Raw genomic sequence first — 23,966 nt, forward strand, 5'->3', positions numbered from 1 at the left:
CGCTCGCCGCGCGGGTTCTCTCCGAGCTCTCCAATTGGCTCTCAGCTGCTTACGATGAGCAGGTCACGCTGGAGCTGGACCTTGATGCTGTCGAAGCGCTGGCGCTGGAACGCAAAGCACTGTGGGATCGCATCACCGCAGCGGACTTCCTCTCCCGTGATGAAAAACGCATTGCCGTTGGCTATGGGGCGGAGGGCAAAGATGAATGAGCTGCTGGCTGCGCTCGCTGCAAAAGGAGATCTTGCCCATGTGGCGCTTGGTGCCTGGGCAGGCACCTCCACATCATTGCTCTTGTGGGTACTTAAGCAAGTCATCCGGTTCAATCGCAGGTTCGAGGAGTTCATGAGTGAACTGGAAAAACTCAACCAGCTGCTCCGCATGGATCAATGAAAATCGCACCCTTTGACTATTGAGATAATTTGAAAGGTTGAAGGTGACGCCTTGACCCAAAATCACAAAACACAAGCCGTGCCCGTTGAGCAAAAACAACAGCCAACGCAGCGCGGCAATGAAGCCCCTGCACAGACCTTCGCCAACTTCACCAAGGCCCTCGCCGGAGCACTGGTGGAGCGACGCGCGGCAAAGTCGGAGGGAGCAAACTCCGGCAGAAAAAACAATTGAAAGCTCGCTAAGGGAGGCAATCAATTTGAACACAGATCACCCCATCGCCATTGAGGGCTATGCCAGCCGGTTTGAACTGAGCGATCAGGGCGGCGACGTGATGCGCAAAGGTGCGTTTCAAAACACGCTGCAAAAGCAAAAACTCACGGATGTAAAAATGCTCTGGCAGCACGATCCATCCCACCCCATTGGCAAGTGGCTGCACATTCAGGAGGACAGCATCGGCCTCTTTGTAAAGGGCTTGCTCTATCCGGGCATCACACAGGGCCAACAAGCCATCGCCATGGTGCAAACGGGTATTCTGGACGGACTGTCCATCGGCTTCAAAACCCGCCGCGCCCAGCGCAACAGCAAAACCGGCAGACGGGATGTGCTGGCGGTAGATCTCTGGGAGATCTCGCTGGTCACGTTCCCGTTGCTGCCATCAGCACGGCTGACTGTGGTCTCCTGAAGCTCCTGACTATTTGAAAGTACGATCTGTGGTTCCAATCGGCGCCGCATTTTTTTTATATGCTTTACAAGGAAAATAATCCTATGAAAAACACATGCAATCCAGCATTAGAGACCAAAGACTTCGCAAGGGAAGCTGCAGGAAAATCAGCTCATCCCGCACTTTCTGGTCCGGCAACAGGGCAGTTTGTGTCTGGAATGGAGGCCTCTGGCAGCTTTAACCAGCTGAACCACGCTTATTCTGAGTACACCCAGACCAACGACATGCGTCTGGCCGAACTAGAGCAAAAATCCGGCTCGGATGTGCTCCTGGACGAAAAACTGGCCCGTCTGGACGAGATCATCGACGGTCAGCTGCGTCATCTGAACGAACTCCAACTCAAATCCCAGCGCTTGCCGCGCTCTACGCCAGAAACCACCGGCGGCCCATCAGCTGAGGTAGAGCACAAATCTGCGTTTGAGACCTACATGCGTGACGGGCAGGAGGCCCGCCTTAAAACGCTGGAGCAAAAGGCCATGTCCTCCGGCACTGCTGGCGATGGCGGATATCTGGTGCCGGAGCAGCTGGAAACGGACATCCTGCGCCGCATCACGGCCCTGTCCCCCATCCGTTCCATCGCGTCCAACCGCAAGATCTCCGGCGCATCCTACCGCCGTCCTGTCGTAACGGTGAACCCGGATGCGGACTGGGAAGGCGAAACCGATGCCCGCAGCACGCCCACAAACGCAATGAAATTTGAGATGCGGGAGGTAAAGATCTTCGAGCTTTCTGCTTTGCCAGCCGTCACCCAAACCTTGTTGGACGACGCAGCGGTCAACATCGGGGAAATTCTGGCGGAAGAGGTGGAAACCGTCTTTGCAGAAAAGGAATCCGCTGCCTTCCTCAATGGCAACGGCACCAGTCAGCCACAAGGGCTGCTCAAAGGCACAATTCACGGCACGCTGAATGATACAGGCCTCTCCATCGGGTCCATCAAGACAGGACAGGCAGGGGCGTTTCCCTCTTCCAACGGAAGCGATCTGCTGATCTCGCTGATTTACGGCGTCAAAACCGCCATCCGCCGCAACGCCCGCTTCCTCTTCAATCGCAGAACGCAAGCTGCCATCCGCAAGCTGAAGGACGGGCAGGGCAACTACATCTGGCAACCACCAGCCGCTGCAGGTGCTGACCCAAGCCTCATGGGCTTCCCGGTCACGGAAGCTGAACACATGCCAGACATGACCGCTGGCTCTGATCCATACGCCATCGCGTTTGGTGACTTCCACCGTGGCTACATGGTGGTGGACCGCGTCGGCATCTCTGTTCTGCGTGATCCGTACACCAGCAAACCAAACGTGCTGTTTTACATCACCAAACGCGTCGGCGGCGGCATCATGGATTTCGACGCCTACAAACTGCTGAACTTTAGCGCCTAATCATCTTCAACAACAATCGAGGAGGAGCCGCCGTGACGGCTATACTCACAGTGCCACCGGTTCTGGAGCCGGTTTCTCTCGCCCAGGCGCATGCGCAGCTCAGGGTCTCCCACACCCACGAGGATGATCTGATCGAGCGTCTGATCAAAGCCGCGCGGGAACAGGTGGAGACCCTCACACGGCGGGCTCTTATCGATCAGGAGTGGCGACTGCTTCTGGATGATCTTTCACCAGACCGCCTGATCCGCCTGCCTGTCGCGCCGGTCGCACAAGTCCTGCAGGTCTACACCTATGACAGGGAAGGCAACCAGCATCTGGTACCAGCGTCGAACTATCAGGTGGATTTGGCCGGAAATCCCGCCCGCCTGCGCTTCAAGGCAGGTGCGGTTGGGCCATTGCGAGACCTCAACGGCATCGAGGTTGACTTCAAAGCTGGCTATGGCTCAGCAGCAACCTCGGTTCCCGCAGGCCTGCAAACCGCGATCCTGATGCTGGTCGGCTTCTGGTACGAGCGCCGCACCATGCTGGAAGAAGACCGCCTCACAGGCCTCATGCCCCACGGCTTCGAGGCAGCACTCTCGCCTTACAAGGTGCTCAGGATATGAGAGCAGCAGGCACACTCAACGAACCCCTGCTGTTACTCAGGCCAGAGATCACCAATGGCACGGATGGCTCTGTCACAAGGAGTTACCAGCAAATCGCCATGGTCTGGGGGCTGGTAGAGGCATCCACTGGCTCACAGAGTACCGTGGCAGGCCGTATCGCCAGCACTTACCCGCTCACGCTCACCCTTCGCCGCCGCACAGATGTGGCGGAGGGCTGGCGGGTGGAGCGGGATGGACAGAGCCTCAGGGTAAAAGCAGTTCTCCCGCACTCAGAGCAGGCGCCCTTCATGCAAATCCTTTGTGAGCAAGAGGAGGGCAATGATGGGGGAGCTTGAGTTCCGCAAAGCCCTATTTCAGGCAATCCACGCCAAGGCATCGCTAAGGCCCTATCTGGGAGATCCAATGCGGGTGTTTGACGGCGTGCCAAGAGGGGCAACTCTGCCCTACGCCACGCTGGAGGCTGTCACCACACAATTGCTGACAGGTCATCTGGATGACGGCGGCAGGCTCACAGGCTCCATAGGCATCTACTCCCGCCATGCAGACCGGGCTCAAACCCAGGAAGTCCTGCAGATCTTCAACGAACTGCTGGAGACGGGTGTCACGCCACCTGCTGGACTTGAAACCTCAGGCCTGACCATGACTGAAACAAGCTGCCGCCGTCTGGGCGATGGTCGCACATGGTACGGACGCATCAAATTCTCCGTCCTGCTGCAAAAGACTGCTTAACACCAACCTTTGAGAGGAAAACAGATGGTCGCTCAGGCCGGAAAAGACTTGCTGTTGAAACTGGATACAGTAGGAGACGGCACCTTTGAAAGCGTGGCAGGCCTGCGCTCAAGACGCCTCGCCCTCAACGCCACACCCGTTGATATCACTGATGCCGAAAGCACAGGCCGCTGGCGCGAGCTGCTGGCAGGAGCCTCCACTCGCCACGCCTCGCTCTCTGGCAGTGGTCTGTTTCGCGATAAAGCATCCGCAGAAAAAGTCCGCACCGCCTTCTTTGCTGGAGAGCTGCGTACATGGCAGGTCATCCTGCCCGGCTTTGGAACACTGGAAGGCCCGTTTCACCTGTCTGCATTGGAATACTCCGGCGACTACCGATCTGAAGTTACCTTTGAGATCTCGCTGGAATCCGCCGGTGCTCTCACGTTCACCCCGCTAACCTGAGGAGTACAGGATGCCACCTAAAACCTATGGCAGAGGTGTTAATCGCAGGCGCGGTGAAGTCCTCGCAGACCTTGGCGGTCAAAAGCACATTCTTGTGCTCACACTCGGGGCTCTGGCAGAGCTGGAGGACGCGCTCAGCTGCAGCACATTACAGCAGCTGACCGAGCGGTTTTCCTCTGGGCAGCTGAGTGCTGCCGACATCATCAAAGTGCTGGGTGCAGGCCTTCGCGGGGGTGGACTTGTCATTGAGAACGAAGAGGTCGCAGAACTCTCCCATGAAGGCGGCGTTGCAGCCCTTGCCAAGCTGGCAGGGGAACTGCTGGTCGCCACGTTCTCTCCACCTCAGCAGTCAAAACCGTGAAACCCGGGCAATCTGAAAATCAAGCTGTGCCCTGGCATGACCTGATGCACAAAGCCTGCCGGGAGCTTGGCTGGTCACCGCACACCTTCTGGCAATCAACACTGGTTGAGCTGGAAATGGCTTTCACTCCACCGGGAACCCGCAGTGCCCGCACGATCACACGAGGTGTACTGGAAGGGCTGCTGGCCCAGTTCCCAGACAAAGAGGATCAACAAACACCATGACCGATAGTTTTAATGAACCGCTGAACGTAGAAGACGCGCGTGAGTTGGAAACAACCATGCAGGAGGTCAACACCCTTGCCAAAGAGTTCTCTTCAGAGCTTGGCAAAGGCCTGCAAAGCGCAGTCACCTCTGGCAAAGACCTGCAATCGATCCTCTCACAAGTCGCGCTCAACATGTCCAGCTCTGCACTCAACAGTGCCTTAAAGCCACTTGAAAACCTGCTTTCTGCCGGAATTTCATCAGCTATTGGCAATGTGGCAGGCGTGACGCCCTTTGCAAAAGGCGGGGTTGTTTCCAGCCCGACGATGTTCGCAGCAGGCAACACGGGATTGGGGGTGATGGGAGAGGCGGGGGCAGAGGCAATCCTGCCTTTGCAGCGCGGTAACGATGGACGTCTGGGCGTTGTCATGAATGCGGGCAACACGCAGCCCAGCGTCACAATAAATGTGGCGACACAGGATGTGCGCAGCTTTGAAAGATCTCAGGGGCAGATTGCGATGATAATGGCCCGCGCCACCGGACGGGGGCGACGCGGGCTATGACGTCGGCATTGAAGAGGAGGGACTCAAGGACCGACGTGGCTTTGCTACCGGACGGTGGTAGCAAACTTTTTGGAAAAATCCGTTGCTTTGCAAAGAGGGAGGAGCATCGACAACGGGTCTACGCAAATCACGCAGATTACTTTCCCATGTCAAACCTATTAGATGCTTCGCGGGCGCCCAGCCTTGAGCCAAGTCAAACAGGAGGGTGAAATGCAACCATGTTTTGTTGATGAATCATTCCCACTTGGAATTTCCCTAGGGGCTTCTGTCAGAGTAGAAAAACGCAGTCAGGTCACAAGGTTACTCAATGGCGCAGAAACCCGAAACGCCATCTGGAAGGGAACGCGACGGCATTTTGATGTGGGGACCGGATTGCGCAGCTCGGCAGACCTGCAACGGGTGCTCTCATTCTTCGAAAAAGTGGGTGGTCGCCTCTGCGGATTCCGGTTTCGTGACCCCATGGATCATAAATCCTGCGCCTTTGATGCAACTCCATCTGCAACCGATGTGACGATCGGAACTGGCGACGGGACAACAAAGACGTTCCAGCTCATCAAGCAAGTGGGAGCGGCAAGCGTTGCCTGGCAACGCAAAATCACGAAACCAGTGGCAGGAACTGTCTCGGTTGCGGTCGCTGGTCAATTGAAAGCTGTCGGCAGTGATGTGCTTCTCGATCCTTTGACAGGCAATCTTGAATTTCAGGCAGGCCACATTCCCTCAAACGATCAGGTGATCACGGCGGGCTTCCTGTTCGACACGCCCACGCGCTTTGAAAACGACCAGCTGGAAATCAACCTCCTGCACTTTGAGGCAGGGCAGGTGCCGTCCATCCCACTCGTCGAACTTCTCATCTGAAACCAACTCTGCGAGCAAACCCATGTTCAATGCTGCTTTGAAAGAACACCTGACCGGTGAGGGCACAACCGTGGCCTACTGCTGGCGCTTAACCACTCCATCCGGCCTCAGCCTCGGTTTCACCACCCACGACCACCCAATCTCACTGCTCGGTAAAACCTATGAACCCGGCATCGGGTTGGATGGCACTCAGTCCATGGCCCAATCTGACTTTCAGGCCGGACAGGAAGAAGCACTGGGTGTCCTCTCTTCCGACAGCTTAAGTGAGAAGGAGTTGAGTGCGGGTCTTTGGGACAATGCCGAAGTCGAGGTCTATCTGGTCAACTGGCAAAAACCAGAGGAGCACCAGTTGCTCCGGCGCGGCTCCCTTGGCGAAGTCACAAGAGATGCCGATGTATTCCGCGCCGAGTTCCGCTCATTGGCCACCAAACTCTCTGAGCCCAAAGGCAGGCAGCTCTCCCACCAATGTCATGCAGATCTGGGAGATACCAACTGCGGGATCAGCCTGGACGCCGCTGCCTACACAAGACAGGTGAGTATCACAGGCAAAGAAGACGGCAATCGGTTGGTCATCGAAGGCAACACCGATATCGGCACAGGCTGGTGGTCCTTCGGCAATCTCACCTTTCAATCCGGCCCATACGCCAATCAACCCTTGCGCATAGCCAGTCACCTCATTGAGCAAGGCAAGCACAAACTCACGCTCTGGGCACCCTTGTTATTGGAGCAAACTTATCCGGTATCCGCGTCCGTTTCCACAGGCTGCGATAAAGGCTGGGGCAACTGCCAGACGAAGTTCCAGAACACCGAGAACTTCCGAGGCTTTCCTCATATGCCGGGCAATGACTTCATCCTTGCCGGACCTGAAAGCCAATCTGCCGCCAACAACGGCGAAAAGCTGGTGGGGTAATCATGCAGCAGTCTCCCCAAACCCTCCTGAAGGAAGCGCGCAGCTGGGTCGGAACGCCTTACCAGCATCAGGCCACAACCAAAGGTGCCGGCTGCGATTGTCTTGGCTTTATCCGCGGCCTCTATCGCTTTTTGCATCACACCGAACCACCCGTTCCCGCCAGTTACGCACCTGAATGGGCGGAGCTGAACGGCGAAGACCAGTTGCTCAATGCTGCGCATCAATATCTGAACGAGGTGCAAGGGTCTTTGCAAAAGCCAAAGCCAGCGGAAGTCATTCTGTTTCGCTGGGCACCGCAGTCTCCCTGCAAACACCTTGGATGTATGACCAGCAAAGACCGCTTCATCCATGCTTACGAGGCGGTGGGAGTGGTTGAAAGCCCGCTGGTGCCCATGTGGCGCAACAAGATTGCAGGGCGTTTTTCATTCTTCTCAAGTCAGTGATCCGGAAAGGACAGGACCATGGCAACAATGGTGCTATCAAGTGTTGGTGCAGCCGTTGGCGGCGCAGTCGGTGGCCCTTTCGGTGCCATAATCGGACAAACACTGGGGGCTCTTGGTGGAGCGTGGATCGATCAACAGATCTTCGATGAAAACAAAGAGCTTTCTGTCGGTAAGATAGGCGATCTGCAGTTACAAACCGCAGCTGAAGGCGCATCTCTTCCCTTTGTCTATGGCCGTGTCCGAGTAACGGGCAACATCATCTGGGCAACGCGGCTGGAAGAGGTGGTCTCCGAAGAAAAGCAGGGTGGAAAATCCACTGGCTCATCGACCAGTATAACCAGCCACAGCTACTTCGCCAACTTCGCTGTCGCCCTCTGTGAAGGCCCCATCACCGCAGTGCGCCGTGTCTGGGCCAACGGTAAGGAGCTGGACACCAGCGCAATCAATATGAGGGTGTATCTGGGAGCAGAAGATCAACAACCCGACCCCCTGATCGAAGCCAAGCAAGGCACCGCGCCAGCCTATAAAGGCACCGCGTATGTGGTGTTCGAACGCCTCTCTCTGGCAGAGTTCGGCAACCGCATCCCTCAACTCGCCTTCGAAGTACTCCGCTCCATTGAACCACTGGAACAGCAGATCAAGGCGGTCACACTCATCCCCGGAGCAGGCGAGTTTGCCTACCACCCGCAGGAAGTCATCGAGGAACTCGCTCCCGGCAACACCCGGAGCGTCAACCGCCATGGTAAGGGAGAGGAAACCGATCTGGTCCGCTCTTTGGATGAACTTCAGGCACTTTGCCCAAACCTGAAAAGCGTCGCGCTTGTCGTCGCTTGGTTTGGCGATGACCTACGCGCTTCCCAGTGCACCATTCAGCCCAAAGTAACCTACCAGACCACAAAGCATCTACCTGAGAATTGGAGCGTTGCAGGCCTGACCCGCGCTGAAGCGCAGGAGGTCTCCCGCATCAATGACAGACCTGCCTATGGTGGCACGCCCTCCGATGCTTCTGTCACAGAAGCAATTAAGGAACTAAAGCGTCGCGGCCTTGCTGTCATGTTCTACCCCTTCGTGATGATGGACATCCCCGATGACAATCAGCTGCCCGACCCGTATGGCGCAACCAAGCAGTCCAGCTTCCCCTGGCGCGGACGCATCACTTCTGACATCGCAGCAGGACAACCCGGAACGCAGCAGGGAACCAGCGCAGTTACACCGCAGATAGACGCTTTTGTCGGCTCAGACAGCGACTGGCGGTTCCGCCGTTTTATCCTGCACTATGCCAATTTGGTAAAAGAGGCCGGTGGTGTGGAGGCGTTTCTCATCGGCTCAGAAATGCGCGGTCTCACCCAATGTTGGGCAGGTGGCGGTACGTTTCCTTTCGTTGATCACCTGAAAACACTGGTCACTGAGGTCCGCCAGATTGTCGGCGACCAGACCAAACTTTCCTACGCAGCCGACTGGAGCGAATATGCGGGCCACACCCCTCAATCCAGTGACCTGCGCTTTCCTTTAGACCCACTCTGGGCGCATGCTGATATCAATTTTGTCGGCATCGATAACTACCTGCCGCTATCCGACTTGCGTCAGAACGATGACCCGCAAACAGCCTACAACCTCAAGAAACTTCGGGAGGGAGTAGCCTCTGGCGAATATTACGACTGGTATTATGCCAATGACTCAGACCGAGCTGAGAAAACCCGCAGCCCGATTACGGACGGAGCCTACAACAAGCCATGGGTGTTTCGGCAAAAAGACCTTAAGAACTGGTGGCAGAACCAACATTTTGAACGTGTTGCAAGTGCTGAACAGAACACGCCAACCCCCTGGGTGCCGCAATCCAAACCCATCTGGTTCACCGAACTCGGCTTTCCTGCTGTAGACAAAGGAACGAACCAGCCCAATGTCTTCGTGGACCCCAAGTCTGCTGAAAGCGCATTACCGCATTTCTCTAATGGGCAGCAGGATGACCTTGTCCAGCGTCGCGCGCTGGAAGCAAGCCTCAGTTATTGGGGAACAGACCATCCGGACTGGGCGCAGGGCGACAATCCAGCCTCAAGCGCTTACGCAGGTACGATGGTCGATGCGGACAACTCCTTCCTCTGGACATGGGATGCCCGCCCGTTCCCCGAGTTCCCGACATATTCTGATGTCTGGGCAGATGGCCAGAATTGGCAGCTCGGCCATTGGCTGACAGGTCGTCTCGGCGCAACCTCTCTCTCAGGCCTCATCCGTGCCATGCGTGATGATTTTGGACACACACAAGAGCTGACAGAGATCGCTGAACTGGGCGAAACCCTCGAAGGTCTGATCGTGACAGGCCCAACGTCCTTACGCTCTGCGCTTTCTCCCGTCCTGCAACTCGCCGGAGGCATCGCCGTTGATCGCGGAACCCATCTGGCCATCCTCCCCAAATACGCCAAGGCCACAGATTATGGAAAACTGAGCCTTGCTGACCTGCTGGAAGCTGAAGAGGAGGAGGGCTACATCTCCATCAGCCGCAATGATGGTAGCGACCTGCCAGCTGAACTCCGACTGCGGGGAATGGACCCCAATAACAATTATGAGCCTCTCGTCGTCTCCTCCCGCCGTCTGGAAGGCATGGACAGGCGCACCTCCAATATCCAGCTCCCCATCACAGCTTCGCTCTCCTCAGCCAAAAAGCTGGTTCAAAAAATGCACCAGAGCGTGTGGCTGGATCGGGAGGCCCTTCAGTTTAAACTTGCTCTGAGTAAAATTGCTCTGAGACCGGGGGATGTGCTTGAACTTCCCGGCGAGCTTCTGGGTGATGGCACCACTTCCGTTCAGTGCCGGATTGATCAGATCTCATCTGGTGCTCATCTGGACGTTCAGGCCATACGGCTCAACGGATATCCTAATATCGCTGCAGCAGTCACGGAGGGATCATCACAACGATCTTTCAACGACACCACCTCAGGTCCGCCAATTGTCAGCGTCTTGGATTTGCCAAGGTTCCACAGTGAGGGAGCGGATGATGGAAGCCCGGTGGTCGCTATCTACAATGCGAATTGGCCGAGTGCCTATCAGCTGTACAGCTCCAGCTCAGGTGAAGAATTCACACCGCTAGTGCAGGTGACAGAACCAGCCACCATGGGCATATTGCAAGAACCTCTCAGCCCCGGCCCACTTTGGCGATGGGATTTGGTCTCTCATATCACCGTAAAACTCTACGGAGGCCAGTTACAAAGCCGAAAGCAGCTCGACGTGATGTCAGGTGCAAATGCCTGTGCCATTCGCAAAAATGATGAGTGGGAAGTGATACAGTTCTGCAAGGCTGAACTGATTGCCCCCATGACTTACAAACTCACGCAGTTACTCAGAGGGCAATTGGGTACGGAGCATCTGGTTGCTTCGTCGAGTGAGGAGAACGCCGAATTTGTCCTTTTGGACCAATCCCTGCTGAAACTGCCATGGACCAGCGACAAAGCTGATGTTGCGCTCTCATATCGTGTCGTTCCAGCTGGCAAACCCCTGGGCTTTAAATGGGCAGTGAACACAAGCCATGCCGGAAAACAAAGCTCACTTAAACCATTCGCACCGGTTCATCTGAGTGCAAGCCAAACAGATAGTGGGGATTTGGAACTTAAATGGATTCGCAGAGCCAGATGGGAGGCGGACAGTTGGGCAACGCCAGATATTCCTCTTCAAGAGGATAAACTTCAGTTTTCGGTCACGCTTTATCGTCAGGATGGGGGCGAAAATGAACGAACCGCCTTGCGTGAATATGAGGTGACACAGGAAAGCCTGATAATCCCACAAACCGAGCTGCAATCGCTATTTGGAGCAGGTCAGCATCTGGTGGCCTGTGAAGTTGCTCAAAACTCAACGAAATTCGGTTTGGGGACAACTTCAGATTGCTTGGCGAGCGTAACACTTTAACAATTGCTTTTACCGGATTATTTGCAAACCAAGCCAAGAAACATCACAGACCCCAGAGAATCTGCTAGGTCTTTGTTTTGAAATATATAACACCTCGTTCATGTGAGGTTCAGCCAGTGCCGGTTAGAAGACGCCCTATGAGACACCAATTCCACAACCTCTTTTTTCGTTCATTGATGGCACTGGCTTTGGCGGCAACGGTTTTTACATGGTCTGCACCTGCGCAGGCCGCGTGTTTGTCCTCCAGCCAGACCAGGCAAGCTGTTGCCAGCGGTCAGGCGCGGCCTTTGGGTTCGCTGCGGGTCAATGGGCAGATACTTTCAGCCAAGCTCTGTGAGCGAGGAGGGGAATTGGTCTATGTGCTGTCCGTACTCAACAACGGCAACGTCTCGCAAGTGACACTGGATGCACGAACTGGGCGCCGGTTGTAACCGATCTGAGAAGAACTCTGGATAGAGATTTTTCTGCCTGAATTTGAACGAATTTTGAAAGCGATATTAGGCAATACTGCGCATTCCTATCTGAAAAGTGGAAAACGGTTTTCAGATAGGAATGCGCAACTGAAAAATTAGAGCAGTCTGAACTGCTTTATGAGCCTGAGTGCTTGTGTGGGGTAGATCTTATGCGAATGTTGATCGTTGAAGATGATCGGGATTTGAACAGACAACTGTCTGAAGCGTTGGAAGACGCCGGTTACGTTGTCGACAAAGCATATGATGGCGAGGAAGGCCATTTCCTCGGTGACACCGAACCCTATGATGCTGTCATTTTGGATCTTGGTTTGCCGCAGATGGATGGTCTCAGTGTACTGGAACGTTGGCGCAGAGATGGTCATTCCATGCCAGTCCTTATCCTGACGGCTCGTGATCGTTGGAGCGATAAGGTTGCTGGCATTGATGCAGGCGCAGATGATTACGTTGCAAAGCCCTTCCACATGGAAGAAGTGCTGGCACGGGTGCGGGCATTGGTGCGCCGCGCCGCCGGTCTGGCCTCCAACGAGATTTCCATTGGCGACATTGTTCTGGACACCAAGGCAGGCAAAGTGACGAAAAACGGCATGTCCGTAAAACTCACCTCTCACGAGTTCCGCCTGCTGTCTTACCTCATGCACCACAAAGGCCGTGTAATTTCCAGAACCGAACTGGTTGAACATCTGTACGATCAGGACTTTGACCGCGACTCCAACACCATTGAGGTGTTTGTAGGCCGATTGCGCAAGAAGTTTGGTAGTTCACTGATCGAGACCGTACGTGGATTGGGCTACAGGCTACAGGAAGAAAATGCCTGATAAGAACAGCGCAGACACCAACAACTTGCAGGGGCTGCTCAACTGGAACCCCATCAGGTTCATTCGCAAGAAGCAACAGGCGTCATTGGCATGGCGTCTGATTTTTGTTGCGGGCCTGTGGGCTGTTGTCAGCCTTGTTGTTGCGGGTGCTATTCTTGTTGCTCTGTTTCGTGAAGCGGGTGAGAAAGCACTGGATGAACGCCTTGAAGTCCACATGACAGCAATTGTCAGTGCCCTTGCTGCGGAAGGGGAGCAGAAGAACCCTGCATTAAGCCGTATCGGTGATCCACGGTTTAACATGCCGCTGTCAGGATGGTACTGGACCGTGCAACGTGGTGGCAAAGTTCTGTTTGAAAGCGAATCTCTTTTTGGTGACACGCTGCGCCTGCAAAACATGAAGGGCGAACTGGAACTCAAACAAAATATCACTGGCCCAGCTGGCCGCGATCTGCGCCTCCTGCAAAAGCGTATCCAGTTTGGTGGTCTCCAACCTGTAACAATTGCAGTTGCCGGAAGCACGCGAGAGCTTGGCGAAAGTACCGCATCCTTTGCATGGCAAGCAGCGATCACGCTGGGTGTTCTCGGTCTTGGTCTTGTCGCCGCCATCTTCCTGCAGGTGCGCTTTGGCTTACGGCCGCTAACAGAACTTCAGGAGAGCCTTGGTCGGGTTCGTCAGGGAAAAGAGGAAGAAGTTCAGGAAGATCTGCCCAAAGAGCTGAAACCGCTCGCTGTTGAACTCAATGCTCTCATCCACTCAAACAGAGAAGTCGTGGAACATTCCAGAACACAGGTGGGAAATCTTGCTCATGCCCTGAAAACGCCTCTGTCTGTCATTACCAACGAGGCCAGAAGTTCAGATGAACCGCTCGCTTTGAAGGTTTCAGAGCAAGCGGATCTTATGAGAGGGCAAGTTCAGCACTATCTGGAAAAAGCACGGATGGCAGCTCAGCGCCGGGTGATCGGTGTGTCGTGCGAAGCTGCACCTGTGGTGTCGCGCATGGCACGTGCAATGGAAAAAATCCATCGTGACAAAGAGCCTGAGATCACGGTTGATATGGATGAGACTCTGTTGTTCCGTGGTGAGCAGCAAGATCTGGAGGAAATCCTTGGGAACTTGTTGGATAACGCCTGCAAATGGTGTGATAAAAAAGTGTCAGTGGCGCTGAAAAGCAACAATTCCTCTGCGTCACTCATCGCTCTGGTCGTAGAAGATGATGGCCCTGGATTGGGGGCTGAAGAGAAAAAAAGTGCGCTGCGCAGAGGGCAAAGATTGGATGAAACCGTCCCTGGAACGGGTTTGGGTTTATCCATAATTGTTGACATTGCAGGTATTTACGGTGGTTCATTTGAACTTGGCGATAGCGAGTTAGGTGGATTGAAGGCAACGGTGATCTTGCCGTCTCTGACAATCTGATCTGTTTTGGGGCAGGGGTTGCATCTGTTTCAAACAGTCCTGATAGTAAGTGTAACTGTGTTTTAAGGGGTTGCTCCACGAAAGCGTTTTCAAGCTAATGACGCTGCTTTGGTTTGAGGCCTTACTGGAAGACCTTGGAAGGGACAAAGAGCCTTTCCGGAAAACGGATAAGTCGCAAAAGCGACAAAGAGGATGCATGTTGGTGCGAAACTGGAAAAAACTGATGGTCTTACCTGTCGTTGTTGGCGGTTTAGCCAGCTGTGCGACATCTGATCATGTCACCAGTGCTCAAACCGATGCCGAATCCTCATCTATTTTCGGTTTCTGGTCTTCTGACAGTGAGCAAAACGCAGCAGCACAGGCTGCAATCGACAGCGCCACAGAAGGCGAGTTGAAGCAACTGCTCAGAAGCGGTGACCTCGACACCGTCTATAAAGCACAGAGCAAAGCGTTGAATGCCTCTGATGCAGGCAACAAAGTTGTCTGGCGCAACCGATTCTCTGGCGCGCAAGGCACAGTTAAGTCTGGTCCTGTCTATTACGTGAATGACCGCCGCTGCCGCGATTTCCAACATACCATTGCGTATGATGAGAAAACGCAGCTGATCAAAGGTGCGGCTTGTAAGGACGGTGAGCGCTGGGCAGCGCTGAACTAGCCCGAAATCCCTCGCTATAAGCAGTTTTTGCGGAAGGAAACACACCTTTCGCATGCGAAAAAGGCTGCTTATCAAGATTTGATTAAGCAATTCCGCCGATAGTTTTGATCAACAAATACAATTTTAGCAGTTGTCGTCTGCTGCATGTTGTGAGGGTTGAGCGTGTATAAGCTCAACCAGTGTAAAGCTGAGTACCAGAGAGATTTGGATGCACGAGGTCAACCATAAAGCATTGCAAATGGAGAAGGTGTTAGGAGCCTTGTCTCAATCTGCTTTGCGGATGTTGGAACGGTCTGTCGATGATACCGTGCAAAGCGGAACATCTGTGCCAAATGCCGAGCTCATGCTGCTCACTATTCGCAGGCTCCTTGGTGAAGCCTCTTACATTCCTGAGAATAAGCTGTCTCTGGATACGCCACTCAAGCGCGCAATTCTAAGCCCCCTTCAACCATTCCTCATTCAAATACCGCTGAGCACGCCACAACAAGGTCGGATCGATGCCACAGTAATGGAGCCGCTCTGGACCTACATGCGCCAGGTGCTTCTTTCTAATGAGTTTACCGAAGCGGTAGAGGCCTTGGAAGAGCTGTGTCAGCAACAAGATTTGCCCACGACCCACGAAACCATCCAGAAAGCACTCTATACATGCGCTGAAGGTCTCCGCCTGCGTTTGGTTGCTGCTGCAAAAAAAGAGCTGGAAGCAGCAGATCAAGACATTCAGATAAAGACAAAGCTTCGCCGCAAGGTTGGAGGCCACGTCAATTTTGATTTCTTCTGTGACGTTCTGGTAATTTTGGAAAGAGCACCTGCATGGGAAAAGGTGATGGCAGACACTCCACCTTTTGCAGAAGACATCCTGTCCATGTCCTCCGGTAACAGTTTGCAAAACATGCGTGCCCATATGGAACAGCACAGAGCTGAGGCCAATTATCTTGCAGCGCTGTCATTCCTTCGTCTGGACGAAGCGCCTGTTGACCTCATTAAACTGGCTCAAACCCTAGCAGCTGTTCCTGGCCTGAAAGATGTTACGGGCACCCCTTACGCAGCCTTTATAGAGTTTGCTTTGTCTTCTTTGGAGCAAAGTGTGTCTGTCGTTGAAGGCTGGCGCATGGAAGAGGAGGCCATTGTTGGACTTCCGGAAGCAGCCAACGCCTGCCTGCTGCATTTTGAGGAACTGGAAGAACTCGAAGGCTTCAGCGCTTGCGGTCAATGGAACCAGCGTGCTGTTCAGCTCAAAAATCGTTTGTGTATTCTGTTACGCGATGAACTGCGCAACCTCCCAGCACAACTGGAGGAGGCAATTTCTTCAGAAACAAAACCTGACCTTGCAGATTTGCAGGGTGGTTATCGGCTGGAGCAGATTCAGCGCGCCTATCACAAATGTTTGAGGGGATTAAAACTCGCCAAGTTAGCGTCGCAATATGCAGGCGTGCTTGGCTTGAACGAGCTGCAAATCTCAACCAGAGATCATGTCGAACGTTTCATCGATCGCAACTCTGAGAAGCTTTTGACAGCTCCCAAAGACGAGCAAAACGAGACTGAAAACCTTCCGAATTATGGCGAAATTTCGAGAAAATTGAGCCGTTTAATCTCGATGAGTGAGATCTCGCTGGAGCCGGAAGACACTGCGAACCTCATTCGCAGACAGAAGACTTACCTGAAAGATGCCGCCTAACCCCCTAGTAGTGCCTGCGTCTTTTAGAAAATAAGTGCAACTTCATAGGTATTTTGTGGGTATATGGCTTGTGCGACTGCCCGTCGCAGGGGGGGAACTGTTGCCTTTCACATTTAGAACCTGTCTATTTAAGCCACTATGACATTCTGGTTAGTTCTCGCAATTTTGACGGCGGCGGTCGCATTGGCCGTACTCGTTCCATTGGCTCGCTCTCCCAAGGTTAGTCCTGATGAGCGCAATGATGAAGCTGTGTTTCGTGCCCAGCTCGAAGAAATACAAAAAGATCTTGAGCGCGGTGTAATCGCGCCGGACATGGCAGAAGCCGCCAAAATTGAAGTGTCGCGTCGCTTGTTAGCCGCGCACAAGCAAAACCAGGGAGACCACCAGTCAGCTCCCTCTAAAATGCGCATGCGCATTGTGCAGCTGACAGCGGTTGTTTTGATACCTCTGGCAGCGCTAGGTATGTATTTACAATACGGTTCTCCGGAAATCCCTGACCAGCCACGCGCTGAGCGTTTGGCTGAAACCGCAGGGCAGGCTGATCTTGAAGTTCTGATTGCCAGGACTGAGGATCACCTCAAAGAAAACCCGAACGACGGACAGGGTTGGGCTGTAATCGCACCTGTTTATATGCGTACCAGCCAATTTGATAAGGCCCGCCGCGCCTATGCGCAGGCGTTGAGCCAGTTCCCTGAAAATCTCGATTTTATGGTTGGTTGGGCTGAAGCAAGCATTTTCGCAAATGAAGGACAAGTGTCCGATGAAGTTGAAAAGGTTTTGCGCCGGATCAATCTCGCTAAGCCTGAAATGCTGCAACCCTACTACTATCTGGCAATGGCTATGGGCCAGAAGGGCCAGATAAACGAAGCGCTGGCTGCCTGGAATGCTCTGCTGAAGACTGCAGATCAAAATGCTCCTTGGGTGGACGCAGCAAAAGCACAGCGTGACGAACTGATCGCACGAGGCGCTGTTGTATCTGGTGAGGCTGAGGCAATCCCGGCACTTGGACAGCCAGCTGGACCTTCTGCTGAAGAAGTTGAAGCAGCAGCTGAGATGAGTGCAGAAGATCGCAATGAAATGATCAACCAGATGGTTGTGCAGTTGGATGAACGCCTTAATGATCAAGGTGGTTCTGTTTCCGAGTGGGGACGCCTGATACAAGCCCGCATTATTCTCGGGGAGCAAGTGGAGGCCGCAAAAGCAGTCGCCCGCGCCAAGCAAAACCTGAAGGACGATGCGGCTGCACTGGAACAGATCAACCAACTGGCCGCGAGCCTGAATTTGAGCCCTGCCGAATAAGGCAGGGGTTGCATATCTCTGATGAATACCAAGCGGTTTTCGGAAATAAGATATGCCTAGGACAAAGAGATAGAGCTTCTTTTGATGTTCTATTGAGCTGCAGAATACAAACGCCGTAAGGCATTAGTTGGCAACGTATCTACGGAACTACGAGTATGACACGTAAACAAAAAAGACTCGGGCTTATTGGTCTTGCGGGATTGGTGCTGGGGTCAGCTGTCGGCTTGGTTCTTTATGGACTCTCCAGCAGCGTGACTTATTTCCAGAGCCCAAGCGACATCGCTGAACAGCAAGTTGAAGTTGGGCAACGCATCCGTCTTGGCGGTTTGGTTGAAGATGACTCTCTTGATAAGAGCCGGGGCTCAGTGATCCTCTTCCGTGTAACCGATCAGGCAGAAGCTATCCCGGTTTCTTACAAGGGCATTTTGCCAGATCTGTTCCGTGAAGGGCAGGGCATCATCGCAGAAGGTCACATGAACGAGAAGGGTGTCTTTATTGCAGACACAGTTCTGGCCAAGCATGATGAAAGCTATATGCCAAAAGAAGTCTACGAGACCTTGAAGGAAGATGGCCACTGGATGGAAGAGGAACAGGCCGCCTCCGCAGAACAAAGCACCAAAGTAAACTAAAAAGTAAAATCAACCGGCTCTGCCCAAAAGGGCCGGTTATCCAGCGCCAAATGGATACTAGGATATCGTAATGATAATTGAACTTGGCCACTATGCACTCATTCTGGCATTGGTAGTCGCGGCTGTTCAGTCGGTCTTTCCAGTGTGGGGTGCAGTGAATTCAGACCACCGTCTGATGGGGATGGCACCTGGCCTTGCCGTACTTATGTTCCTTTTGACTTGCGTTGCCTTTGCCGCATTGACCTGGGCATACCTGAACTCAGACTTCTCGCTTCTGAATACCTACCAAAACTCCCATAGCGACAAGCCGCTGGTCTATAAGATCTCCGGTGTGTGGGGCAACCACGAAGGTTCTATCCTTCTCTGGGTGCTTATTCTGGTGTTGTTCGGTGCATTGGTTGCAGTGTTTTCACGCAACATTCCACAGCGCCTCCGGGCTGCTACTCTTGGCGCTCAGGGCTGGGTTTCCTTTGCATTCCTGCTCTTCGTCATTGTTGCATCAAACCCGTTCACCCGTATCAGCCCTGCACCGTTGCAAGGCTCGGGCCTCAACCCAATGCTGCAGGATGTCGGCTTGGCGATCCATCCGCCAATTCTTTACATTGGCTACGTTGGCTTCTCCATCGTGTTCGCGTTTGCTGCAGCTGCGCTCATTCTTGGCAAACTTGATGCCGCCTGGGCACGTTGGGTACGTCCTTGGATTCTCGTAAGCTGGATCTTCCTGACCCTCGGCATCGCAATGGGTTCTTACTGGGCTTACTACGAACTCGGCTGGGGTGGCTGGTGGTTCTGGGATCCGGTCGAAAATGCATCCTTCATGCCATGGCTCACCGGTACAGCGCTACTTCACTCCGCAATCGTAATGGAACGTCGGGATGCTCTGAAGGTTTGGACTGTTTTCCTCGCACTGCTGACATTCTCCTTGTCGCTGCTGGGGACCTTCCTCGTCCGTTCAGGTGTTCTCACCTCCGTACACGCATTCGCAGTTGATCCGGCACGTGGTCTCTTTATCCTTGCGATCCTGCTAATCTTTGTCGGTGGGTCACTCACACTGTTTGCATGGCGCGCACCATTGCTTCGTCAAGGTGGCCTGTTTGCACCAATCAGCCGCGAAGGTTCGCTGGTACTGAACAATCTGTTCCTGACAACAGCCTGTGCTGCGGTCTTTGTCGGTACGCTTTACCCACTCGTTCTGGAAGCTTTTTCTGGCGACAAAATCTCCGTGGGTGCGCCATTCTTCAACCTGACATTCGGCCCAATCATGGTGCCAGTACTGATCCTGATGCCATTTGGCCAGCTTTTGGCATGGAAGCGTGGTGATGCGTGGGGTGTAGCCCAACGATTGACCTCTGCTTTTGTGATCGCAATGCTCGCAACTTTCGGCCTGATCTGGTTCATGGGCGTCAGTACAACAAGCATCATGACAGCGCTTGGCTTCGGTTTGGCATTCTGGGCGATCTTTGGCTCCCTTTGGGAAATCGTTGAACGTTCCCAGCTGTTCAAAATTGGCTTTGGTCGTTCCATGGCCCGTATCAAAGGCTTTGCACCAACCGTCTGGTCTACTGTTCTGGGCCATGCCGGTCTTGGAATTACAGTTCTGGGTATTGTGACGACAATGGCGTTTGAATCTGAACGCGTTGAAGTGATGCGACCAGGCGATACGCTGGAACAGAACGGTTACAATGTGACCTATGAGAAGAGCTGGACCCAAAATGGTCCGAACTATCAGGAGATGGTCTCCCAGTATACTCTTCGCAAAGGTGGTAACGTCGTCGGTATCATGGAGCCATCCAAGCGTGCTTATAATGCCAGTGGAATGCCAATGAGTGAAACATCCATCGCGACCTTCGGCTTCTCGCAGGTGTACTTTGCAACGGGTGATTCTGACGCAAATGGTGGTATTGTTACGCGCATCTACTTCAAACCGCTGATCACGCTGATCTGGATTGGTACTCTGCTTATGTCTCTGGGTGGTTGTATTGCCCTCTTTGATCGTCGCCTGCGTGTTGGTGCTCCTGTTTCAGCCCGCAAGCGCAAAGGCGTAGCAGGCGGTGTTGCAACAGCAACCCCAACTCCGGCGGAGTAATGACCATGAAGATGAAGTTCGTACTGGTATTGATCTCTTCTGTTCTTCTGGGAGCTCCAGCTGCTTATGCAGTCAACCCGGATGAAGTCTTGAAAGATCCTGTTCTGGAAGAACGTGCACGCGAAATTTCCAAGGAAGTGCGCTGCGTGGTCTGCCAGAACCAGTCCATTGACGACTCCAACGCTAAACTGGCGAAGGATCTACGCCTGCTGGTGCGTGAGCGACTGGTGGAAGGAGACAGTGACAAGGAGGTCATGGACTATCTTGTTGACCGCTACGGTGAGTTTGTCCTTCTCAAACCGCGCTTTGCGTTCCATACCCTGTTTTTGTGGGGCGGCGGACCTCTCGCATTGCTGCTTGGAGGCTTTTTCCTGTGGCGTACATCGCGAAAGAAAAAGCATGCACCGCTGAAGAGCAGCACAGCGGGTGTCAAACCGCTCTCGGATGAAGAGCAGGCCGAACTCGACAAGCTCATGTCTTCTAACTAAGACCAATAACAGAGCCCCGCAGACATGGTTTGCGGGGCTCACGTTTAATCACATCTTCTTGCAACCAGTTGAATTGTAAAGACGCCTGTAAGCGCGCACTAGATACCTGTCTCTTAATATATATTCCGAATGTGCCAGCTGCGCAGGAAATGACAGGAACAGTTCAAATGGCAAACGATCCCATTAAATTGGAATTTGAAGGCTCTCAGGGAGCGCATCTTGCAGCGCGTCTGGACACACCAGATGGTGAACCAAAGGCCTATGCCCTGTTCGCCCATTGCTTCACTTGTTCCAAGGATCTTTCCGCAGCACGACGCATTGCATCTGCTTTGACCAAAGACGGGATTGCTGTTCTGCGCTTTGACTTCACTGGTCTTGGCAACAGCGGCGGCGACTTTGCCTCCACCAACTTCTCATCAAACCTTCAGGATCTTGTTCGCGCCGCTGATTACCTGCGAGAGCATTATGAAGCACCAAAGCTGCTTGTAGGGCATTCTCTGGGCGGCGCAGCTGTGCTCGCAGCAGCCTCTGAGGTGCCAGAGGTAAAAGCGGTTGCCACAATCGGTGCACCAGCCTCAGCTGATCATGTGATTCATAACTTCGGAGCTTCCCTTGATGAGATAAAAGAGAAGGGCGAAGCCACCGTCCAGCTTGGTGAACGACCGTTTAAGATCAAGCGCCAGTTTATCGAAGATCTTGAAGCGCAGGATGTTCGGTCACGCGTCGCTGTGCTGAAAAAGGCGGTGTTGGTTCTTCACTCGCCGGTTGATGCCACGGTTGGCATTGAGAATGCTGCTCAGATTTTTGAAGCAGCGAAGCATCCGAAATCATTTGTGTCTTTGGATGATGCCGATCATCTGCTGTTTAAATACAAAGATGCAGATTATGCAGCACGCGTGATTGCAGCATGGGCAAGCCGCTACATGCAAGGCTAACTAAAGCGAGGTGGGAGCAACTACGAAGTTTTCCCATCATTACAGAAGATTAATGTGGCAGATAGGTGTTTGTAAGGTTCGCTCTGGCATAGTCATTCTCAACGAAATGCAAAAGCCCGTTTTCCCCAGTTGGGCTGAGATTGACTAAATGGAGTTGAGCCAAATGAAGTTGACCAAGAACGCAAGTTCCAACGTTGTTTCCCTGTCTGCTGCAAAAACCACTTCCAAACGTCGTTCCCGTCTTCTCAATGGCACCATGGCACTGGCAATTGCAGGTGCAATGGTTGCTCCGCTGACACTTGTTCCGGCAACCGCTCAAGCCGAGCCTGTCCGCGTAAACGCGCCAGCAATGCCGAGCTTTGTCGGTTTGGTCGAAGCCGTTCAGCCAACAGTTGTTTCCGTTCGTGTGCGCTCTGAGGTTAGAGAGAATGATCGTCTGGCGGGCATTCCTCCAATGTTCCGCGATATGCCGGATGATCACCCACTGCAGAAATTCTTCCGCGAGTTTGGTGGTCCAGGTGGTGAGCAAAAAAAGAAAGCCCCACCACGCAAGCGCTTCGATCAATCTCAAGGGTCTGGCTTCTTCATCTCTGATGATGGCTATGTGGTGACCAACGAACACGTGGTTGAAGGTGGAACTGAGTTCACAATCGTAACCAGTGAAGGTGAAGAGCTGGAAGCCTCGCTGGTTGGTTCCGACAAGCGTTCTGATCTGGCTCTTCTGAAGGTGGAAAGCGAAGAAAAGTTTGAATACGTCGCCTTTACAGATGATGCACCACTGGTTGGAGAATGGGTCGTCGCAGTTGGCAATCCGTTCGGTCTGGGTGGCACGGTAACGGCTGGCATCGTCTCTGCTCGTGGTCGTGACATCGGCGCTGGCATCTATGACGATTTCCTCCAGATTGATGCCTCTGTAAACCGTGGTAACTCCGGTGGTCCTGCATTCAACGTGAAGGGTGAAGTTGTCGGCGTAAACTCCGCAATTGTGTCTCCAAGCGGTGGCAATGTGGGCATCGCATTTGCGATCCCGGCACAGACTGCGAAAAAGATCATTTCTGACCTGAAAGAAGACGGCGCAGTTACTCGCGGCTGGCTTGGCGTTCAGATCCAGCCTGTGACCAAGGATATCGCTGAATCCCTCGGTCTCGAAAACGAAAACGGCACGCTGGTTGCGGAAGTTCAGGGCGATACCCCTGCAAAAGCAGCTGGCTTCCAGGCTGGCGACATCATCCTCAAGGTCGATGGTGAAGAAGTGAACGGCCCGCGTGAACTGGCAAAGGTCATCGCTGGATATTCACCAAACACCGAAGTGAAGATCGAATATTGGCGCAATGGTGAAATCGAGACCGCGACTGTGAAGCTCGGCACTATTCCTGAAGAGAAAAAACAAGCCTCAGCGAGCAAAAGCAAGGATGCGAATACCGCATTGGTAGACAGCCTAGGGCTGGAACTGGCAACTGCTGAACAGGCAGGTGTTGATGAAGAAGGCGTTGTTGTCACTAAGGTAGATCCAGATGGACCTGCTGCTGACAAAGGCCTCGCACCTGGTGCGATCATCACCGAAGTTGCTGGTGTTAAAGTTGAAACACCAACCGATGTTGCAGAACAGGTTGAAACAGCACGTGAACAGGGACGCAAGGCAGTTCTGCTGCGTGTCACCCGTGGTGAGAATACACTCTTTGTGGCGATCCCGCTGGAAAATGGTGAGGAATAAGCCACTTACAAGAATGCGGATCACGAGAAACGCCCCTCTCGTGATCCCTCGTCGAAACACCAAGGATACCCTCACAGGTGTTTCGGTTGTTTGAGGGGCTGATAGCAAGGGTAGCCCTCTACTTGATGTCAGTCCTAAAAACCAATGCTGGAAGAAAAGGCAGGGACCTTATCATCTGCCAACTTCACCTATAAAACTTATGCAAATGCTGACGGTTACCCCCAACAGCATTTGCTTTTTTTTATCGTTTCCCGTCAATGTGAGGAAACGAACAATGCCTTGCTCTGGG

General features: G+C 53.5%; 25 protein-coding genes and 2 pseudogenes. All 27 read left to right on the forward strand.

Features of this window, described 5'->3' with window-relative positions; translation table 11 throughout:
* Nucleotides 1-209: pseudogene (locus PsW74_RS29925) on the forward strand (phage portal protein); the annotation flags it as partial.
* Complete coding sequence (locus PsW74_RS20520; RefSeq protein ID WP_063288169.1) at nt 202-390, forward strand: hypothetical protein; 189 nt, start codon at nt 202-204, stop codon at nt 388-390. The pseudogene PsW74_RS29925 and the gene PsW74_RS20520, both read left to right, overlap by 8 nt.
* A 51-nt stretch (nt 391-441) precedes the next feature.
* Nucleotides 442-621, forward strand: coding sequence for a hypothetical protein (locus PsW74_RS20525; RefSeq protein WP_057465885.1), 180 nt, complete (start codon nt 442-444; stop codon nt 619-621).
* Nucleotides 622-646: 25 nt separating this feature from the next.
* Nucleotides 647-1,072 (forward strand): HK97 family phage prohead protease, encoded by a 426-nt coding sequence (locus PsW74_RS20530; protein WP_063288170.1) that lies wholly within the window; start codon nt 647-649, stop codon nt 1,070-1,072.
* 83 nt (nt 1,073-1,155) lie between these two features.
* Nucleotides 1,156-2,487 (forward strand): phage major capsid protein, encoded by a 1,332-nt coding sequence (locus PsW74_RS20535; RefSeq protein ID WP_082830656.1) that lies wholly within the window; start codon nt 1,156-1,158, stop codon nt 2,485-2,487.
* Between the two features lie 32 nt (nt 2,488-2,519).
* Nucleotides 2,520-3,092, forward strand: coding sequence for a head-tail connector protein (locus PsW74_RS20540; protein WP_193775944.1), 573 nt, complete (start codon nt 2,520-2,522; stop codon nt 3,090-3,092).
* Complete coding sequence (locus tag PsW74_RS20545) at nt 3,089-3,427, forward strand: phage head closure protein (RefSeq protein WP_063288172.1); 339 nt, start codon at nt 3,089-3,091, stop codon at nt 3,425-3,427. Before PsW74_RS20540 ends, PsW74_RS20545 begins: the two co-directional genes overlap by 4 nt.
* Nucleotides 3,411-3,821, forward strand: coding sequence for a DUF3168 domain-containing protein (locus tag PsW74_RS20550; RefSeq protein ID WP_063288173.1), 411 nt, complete (start codon nt 3,411-3,413; stop codon nt 3,819-3,821). The genes PsW74_RS20545 and PsW74_RS20550 overlap by 17 nt, the downstream gene beginning before the upstream one ends.
* A gap of 24 nt (nt 3,822-3,845) precedes the next feature.
* A complete protein-coding gene (locus PsW74_RS20555; protein ID WP_063288174.1) occupies nt 3,846-4,262 on the forward strand; it encodes a phage major tail protein, TP901-1 family in 417 nt (138 codons plus the stop codon).
* Nucleotides 4,263-4,272: 10 nt separating this feature from the next.
* Nucleotides 4,273-4,623 (forward strand): gene transfer agent family protein, encoded by a 351-nt coding sequence (locus PsW74_RS20560; protein WP_063288175.1) that lies wholly within the window; start codon nt 4,273-4,275, stop codon nt 4,621-4,623.
* Complete coding sequence (locus PsW74_RS20565; RefSeq protein WP_063288176.1) at nt 4,620-4,847, forward strand: phage tail assembly chaperone; 228 nt, start codon at nt 4,620-4,622, stop codon at nt 4,845-4,847. The genes PsW74_RS20560 and PsW74_RS20565 overlap by 4 nt, the downstream gene beginning before the upstream one ends.
* Nucleotides 4,844-5,389 (forward strand): phage tail tape measure protein, encoded by a 546-nt coding sequence (locus PsW74_RS20570; RefSeq protein WP_063288177.1) that lies wholly within the window; start codon nt 4,844-4,846, stop codon nt 5,387-5,389. Before PsW74_RS20565 ends, PsW74_RS20570 begins: the two co-directional genes overlap by 4 nt.
* Nucleotides 5,390-5,599: 210 nt before the next feature.
* Nucleotides 5,600-6,244 (forward strand): DUF2460 domain-containing protein, encoded by a 645-nt coding sequence (locus tag PsW74_RS20575; RefSeq protein ID WP_063288291.1) that lies wholly within the window; start codon nt 5,600-5,602, stop codon nt 6,242-6,244.
* A gap of 22 nt (nt 6,245-6,266) precedes the next feature.
* Complete coding sequence (locus PsW74_RS20580) at nt 6,267-7,154, forward strand: DUF2163 domain-containing protein (protein WP_063288178.1); 888 nt, start codon at nt 6,267-6,269, stop codon at nt 7,152-7,154.
* 2 nt (nt 7,155-7,156) lie between these two features.
* Nucleotides 7,157-7,597 (forward strand): peptidase P60, encoded by a 441-nt coding sequence (locus PsW74_RS20585; protein WP_063288179.1) that lies wholly within the window; start codon nt 7,157-7,159, stop codon nt 7,595-7,597.
* An 18-nt stretch (nt 7,598-7,615) separates the two neighbouring features.
* Entirely contained in the window at nt 7,616-11,494 is a 3,879-nt protein-coding gene (locus PsW74_RS20590; RefSeq protein WP_063288180.1) for a glycoside hydrolase TIM-barrel-like domain-containing protein, read from the forward strand.
* A 137-nt stretch (nt 11,495-11,631) separates the two neighbouring features.
* Complete coding sequence (locus PsW74_RS20595) at nt 11,632-11,925, forward strand: hypothetical protein (protein WP_208988084.1); 294 nt, start codon at nt 11,632-11,634, stop codon at nt 11,923-11,925.
* A gap of 191 nt (nt 11,926-12,116) precedes the next feature.
* On the forward strand, nt 12,117-12,782 hold the full coding sequence (locus PsW74_RS20600; RefSeq protein WP_057465896.1) for a response regulator transcription factor: 666 nt from the start codon (nt 12,117-12,119) through the stop codon (nt 12,780-12,782).
* A complete protein-coding gene (locus PsW74_RS20605; RefSeq protein WP_057465897.1) occupies nt 12,775-14,196 on the forward strand; it encodes an ATP-binding protein in 1,422 nt (473 codons plus the stop codon). Before PsW74_RS20600 ends, PsW74_RS20605 begins: the two co-directional genes overlap by 8 nt.
* A gap of 223 nt (nt 14,197-14,419) precedes the next feature.
* Nucleotides 14,420-14,851, forward strand: coding sequence for an RT0821/Lpp0805 family surface protein (locus tag PsW74_RS20610; protein ID WP_208986598.1), 432 nt, complete (start codon nt 14,420-14,422; stop codon nt 14,849-14,851).
* A gap of 208 nt (nt 14,852-15,059) precedes the next feature.
* Nucleotides 15,060-16,526: a hypothetical protein gene (locus tag PsW74_RS20615; protein WP_063288182.1), complete on the forward strand. Its 1,467-nt coding sequence runs from the start codon at nt 15,060-15,062 to the stop codon at nt 16,524-16,526.
* Between the two features lie 138 nt (nt 16,527-16,664).
* Nucleotides 16,665-17,825: a c-type cytochrome biogenesis protein CcmI gene (ccmI, locus tag PsW74_RS20620; RefSeq protein ID WP_063288183.1), complete on the forward strand. Its 1,161-nt coding sequence runs from the start codon at nt 16,665-16,667 to the stop codon at nt 17,823-17,825.
* A 155-nt stretch (nt 17,826-17,980) separates the two neighbouring features.
* Entirely contained in the window at nt 17,981-18,454 is a 474-nt protein-coding gene (ccmE, locus tag PsW74_RS20625) for a cytochrome c maturation protein CcmE (RefSeq protein WP_082830659.1), read from the forward strand.
* A gap of 70 nt (nt 18,455-18,524) precedes the next feature.
* Nucleotides 18,525-20,540 (forward strand): heme lyase CcmF/NrfE family subunit, encoded by a 2,016-nt coding sequence (locus PsW74_RS20630; RefSeq protein WP_063288184.1) that lies wholly within the window; start codon nt 18,525-18,527, stop codon nt 20,538-20,540.
* A 5-nt stretch (nt 20,541-20,545) separates the two neighbouring features.
* Nucleotides 20,546-21,028, forward strand: coding sequence for a cytochrome c-type biogenesis protein (locus tag PsW74_RS20635; protein ID WP_206599771.1), 483 nt, complete (start codon nt 20,546-20,548; stop codon nt 21,026-21,028).
* A 167-nt stretch (nt 21,029-21,195) separates the two neighbouring features.
* A pseudogene (locus tag PsW74_RS20640) lies at nt 21,196-21,954 on the forward strand (alpha/beta hydrolase); the annotation flags it as partial.
* A 172-nt stretch (nt 21,955-22,126) separates the two neighbouring features.
* Nucleotides 22,127-23,677: a Do family serine endopeptidase gene (locus PsW74_RS20645; protein WP_063288293.1), complete on the forward strand. Its 1,551-nt coding sequence runs from the start codon at nt 22,127-22,129 to the stop codon at nt 23,675-23,677.
* Nucleotides 23,678-23,966 lie beyond the last annotated feature (289 nt).

Source organism: Pseudovibrio sp. W74 (assembly GCF_001623085.1).
Taxonomy (GTDB): Bacteria; Pseudomonadota; Alphaproteobacteria; order Rhizobiales; family Stappiaceae; genus Pseudovibrio.

What these genes read in the sequence shown, in the direction of transcription:
- PsW74_RS20520 (WP_063288169.1), top strand. Translation starts at nt 202, where the DNA reads ATGAATGAGCTGCTGGCTGCGCTCGCTGCAAAAGGAGATCTTGCCCAT.
- PsW74_RS20535 (WP_082830656.1), top strand. Translation starts at nt 1,156, where the DNA reads ATGAAAAACACATGCAATCCAGCATTAGAGACCAAAGACTTCGCAAGG.
- PsW74_RS20545 (WP_063288172.1), top strand. Translation starts at nt 3,089, where the DNA reads ATGAGAGCAGCAGGCACACTCAACGAACCCCTGCTGTTACTCAGGCCA.
- PsW74_RS20550 (WP_063288173.1), top strand. Translation starts at nt 3,411, where the DNA reads ATGATGGGGGAGCTTGAGTTCCGCAAAGCCCTATTTCAGGCAATCCAC.
- PsW74_RS20555 (WP_063288174.1), top strand. Translation starts at nt 3,846, where the DNA reads ATGGTCGCTCAGGCCGGAAAAGACTTGCTGTTGAAACTGGATACAGTA.
- PsW74_RS20560 (WP_063288175.1), top strand. Translation starts at nt 4,273, where the DNA reads ATGCCACCTAAAACCTATGGCAGAGGTGTTAATCGCAGGCGCGGTGAA.
- PsW74_RS20570 (WP_063288177.1), top strand. Translation starts at nt 4,844, where the DNA reads ATGACCGATAGTTTTAATGAACCGCTGAACGTAGAAGACGCGCGTGAG.
- PsW74_RS20575 (WP_063288291.1), top strand. Translation starts at nt 5,600, where the DNA reads ATGCAACCATGTTTTGTTGATGAATCATTCCCACTTGGAATTTCCCTA.
- PsW74_RS20580 (WP_063288178.1), top strand. Translation starts at nt 6,267, where the DNA reads ATGTTCAATGCTGCTTTGAAAGAACACCTGACCGGTGAGGGCACAACC.
- PsW74_RS20585 (WP_063288179.1), top strand. Translation starts at nt 7,157, where the DNA reads ATGCAGCAGTCTCCCCAAACCCTCCTGAAGGAAGCGCGCAGCTGGGTC.
- PsW74_RS20590 (WP_063288180.1), top strand. Translation starts at nt 7,616, where the DNA reads ATGGCAACAATGGTGCTATCAAGTGTTGGTGCAGCCGTTGGCGGCGCA.
- PsW74_RS20595 (WP_208988084.1), top strand. Translation starts at nt 11,632, where the DNA reads ATGAGACACCAATTCCACAACCTCTTTTTTCGTTCATTGATGGCACTG.
- PsW74_RS20600 (WP_057465896.1), top strand. Translation starts at nt 12,117, where the DNA reads ATGCGAATGTTGATCGTTGAAGATGATCGGGATTTGAACAGACAACTG.
- PsW74_RS20605 (WP_057465897.1), top strand. Translation starts at nt 12,775, where the DNA reads ATGCCTGATAAGAACAGCGCAGACACCAACAACTTGCAGGGGCTGCTC.
- PsW74_RS20610 (WP_208986598.1), top strand. Translation starts at nt 14,420, where the DNA reads ATGGTCTTACCTGTCGTTGTTGGCGGTTTAGCCAGCTGTGCGACATCT.
- PsW74_RS20615 (WP_063288182.1), top strand. Translation starts at nt 15,060, where the DNA reads ATGCACGAGGTCAACCATAAAGCATTGCAAATGGAGAAGGTGTTAGGA.
- ccmI (WP_063288183.1), top strand. Translation starts at nt 16,665, where the DNA reads ATGACATTCTGGTTAGTTCTCGCAATTTTGACGGCGGCGGTCGCATTG.
- ccmE (WP_082830659.1), top strand. Translation starts at nt 17,981, where the DNA reads ATGACACGTAAACAAAAAAGACTCGGGCTTATTGGTCTTGCGGGATTG.
- PsW74_RS20630 (WP_063288184.1), top strand. Translation starts at nt 18,525, where the DNA reads ATGATAATTGAACTTGGCCACTATGCACTCATTCTGGCATTGGTAGTC.
- PsW74_RS20635 (WP_206599771.1), top strand. Translation starts at nt 20,546, where the DNA reads ATGAAGATGAAGTTCGTACTGGTATTGATCTCTTCTGTTCTTCTGGGA.
- PsW74_RS20645 (WP_063288293.1), top strand. Translation starts at nt 22,127, where the DNA reads ATGAAGTTGACCAAGAACGCAAGTTCCAACGTTGTTTCCCTGTCTGCT.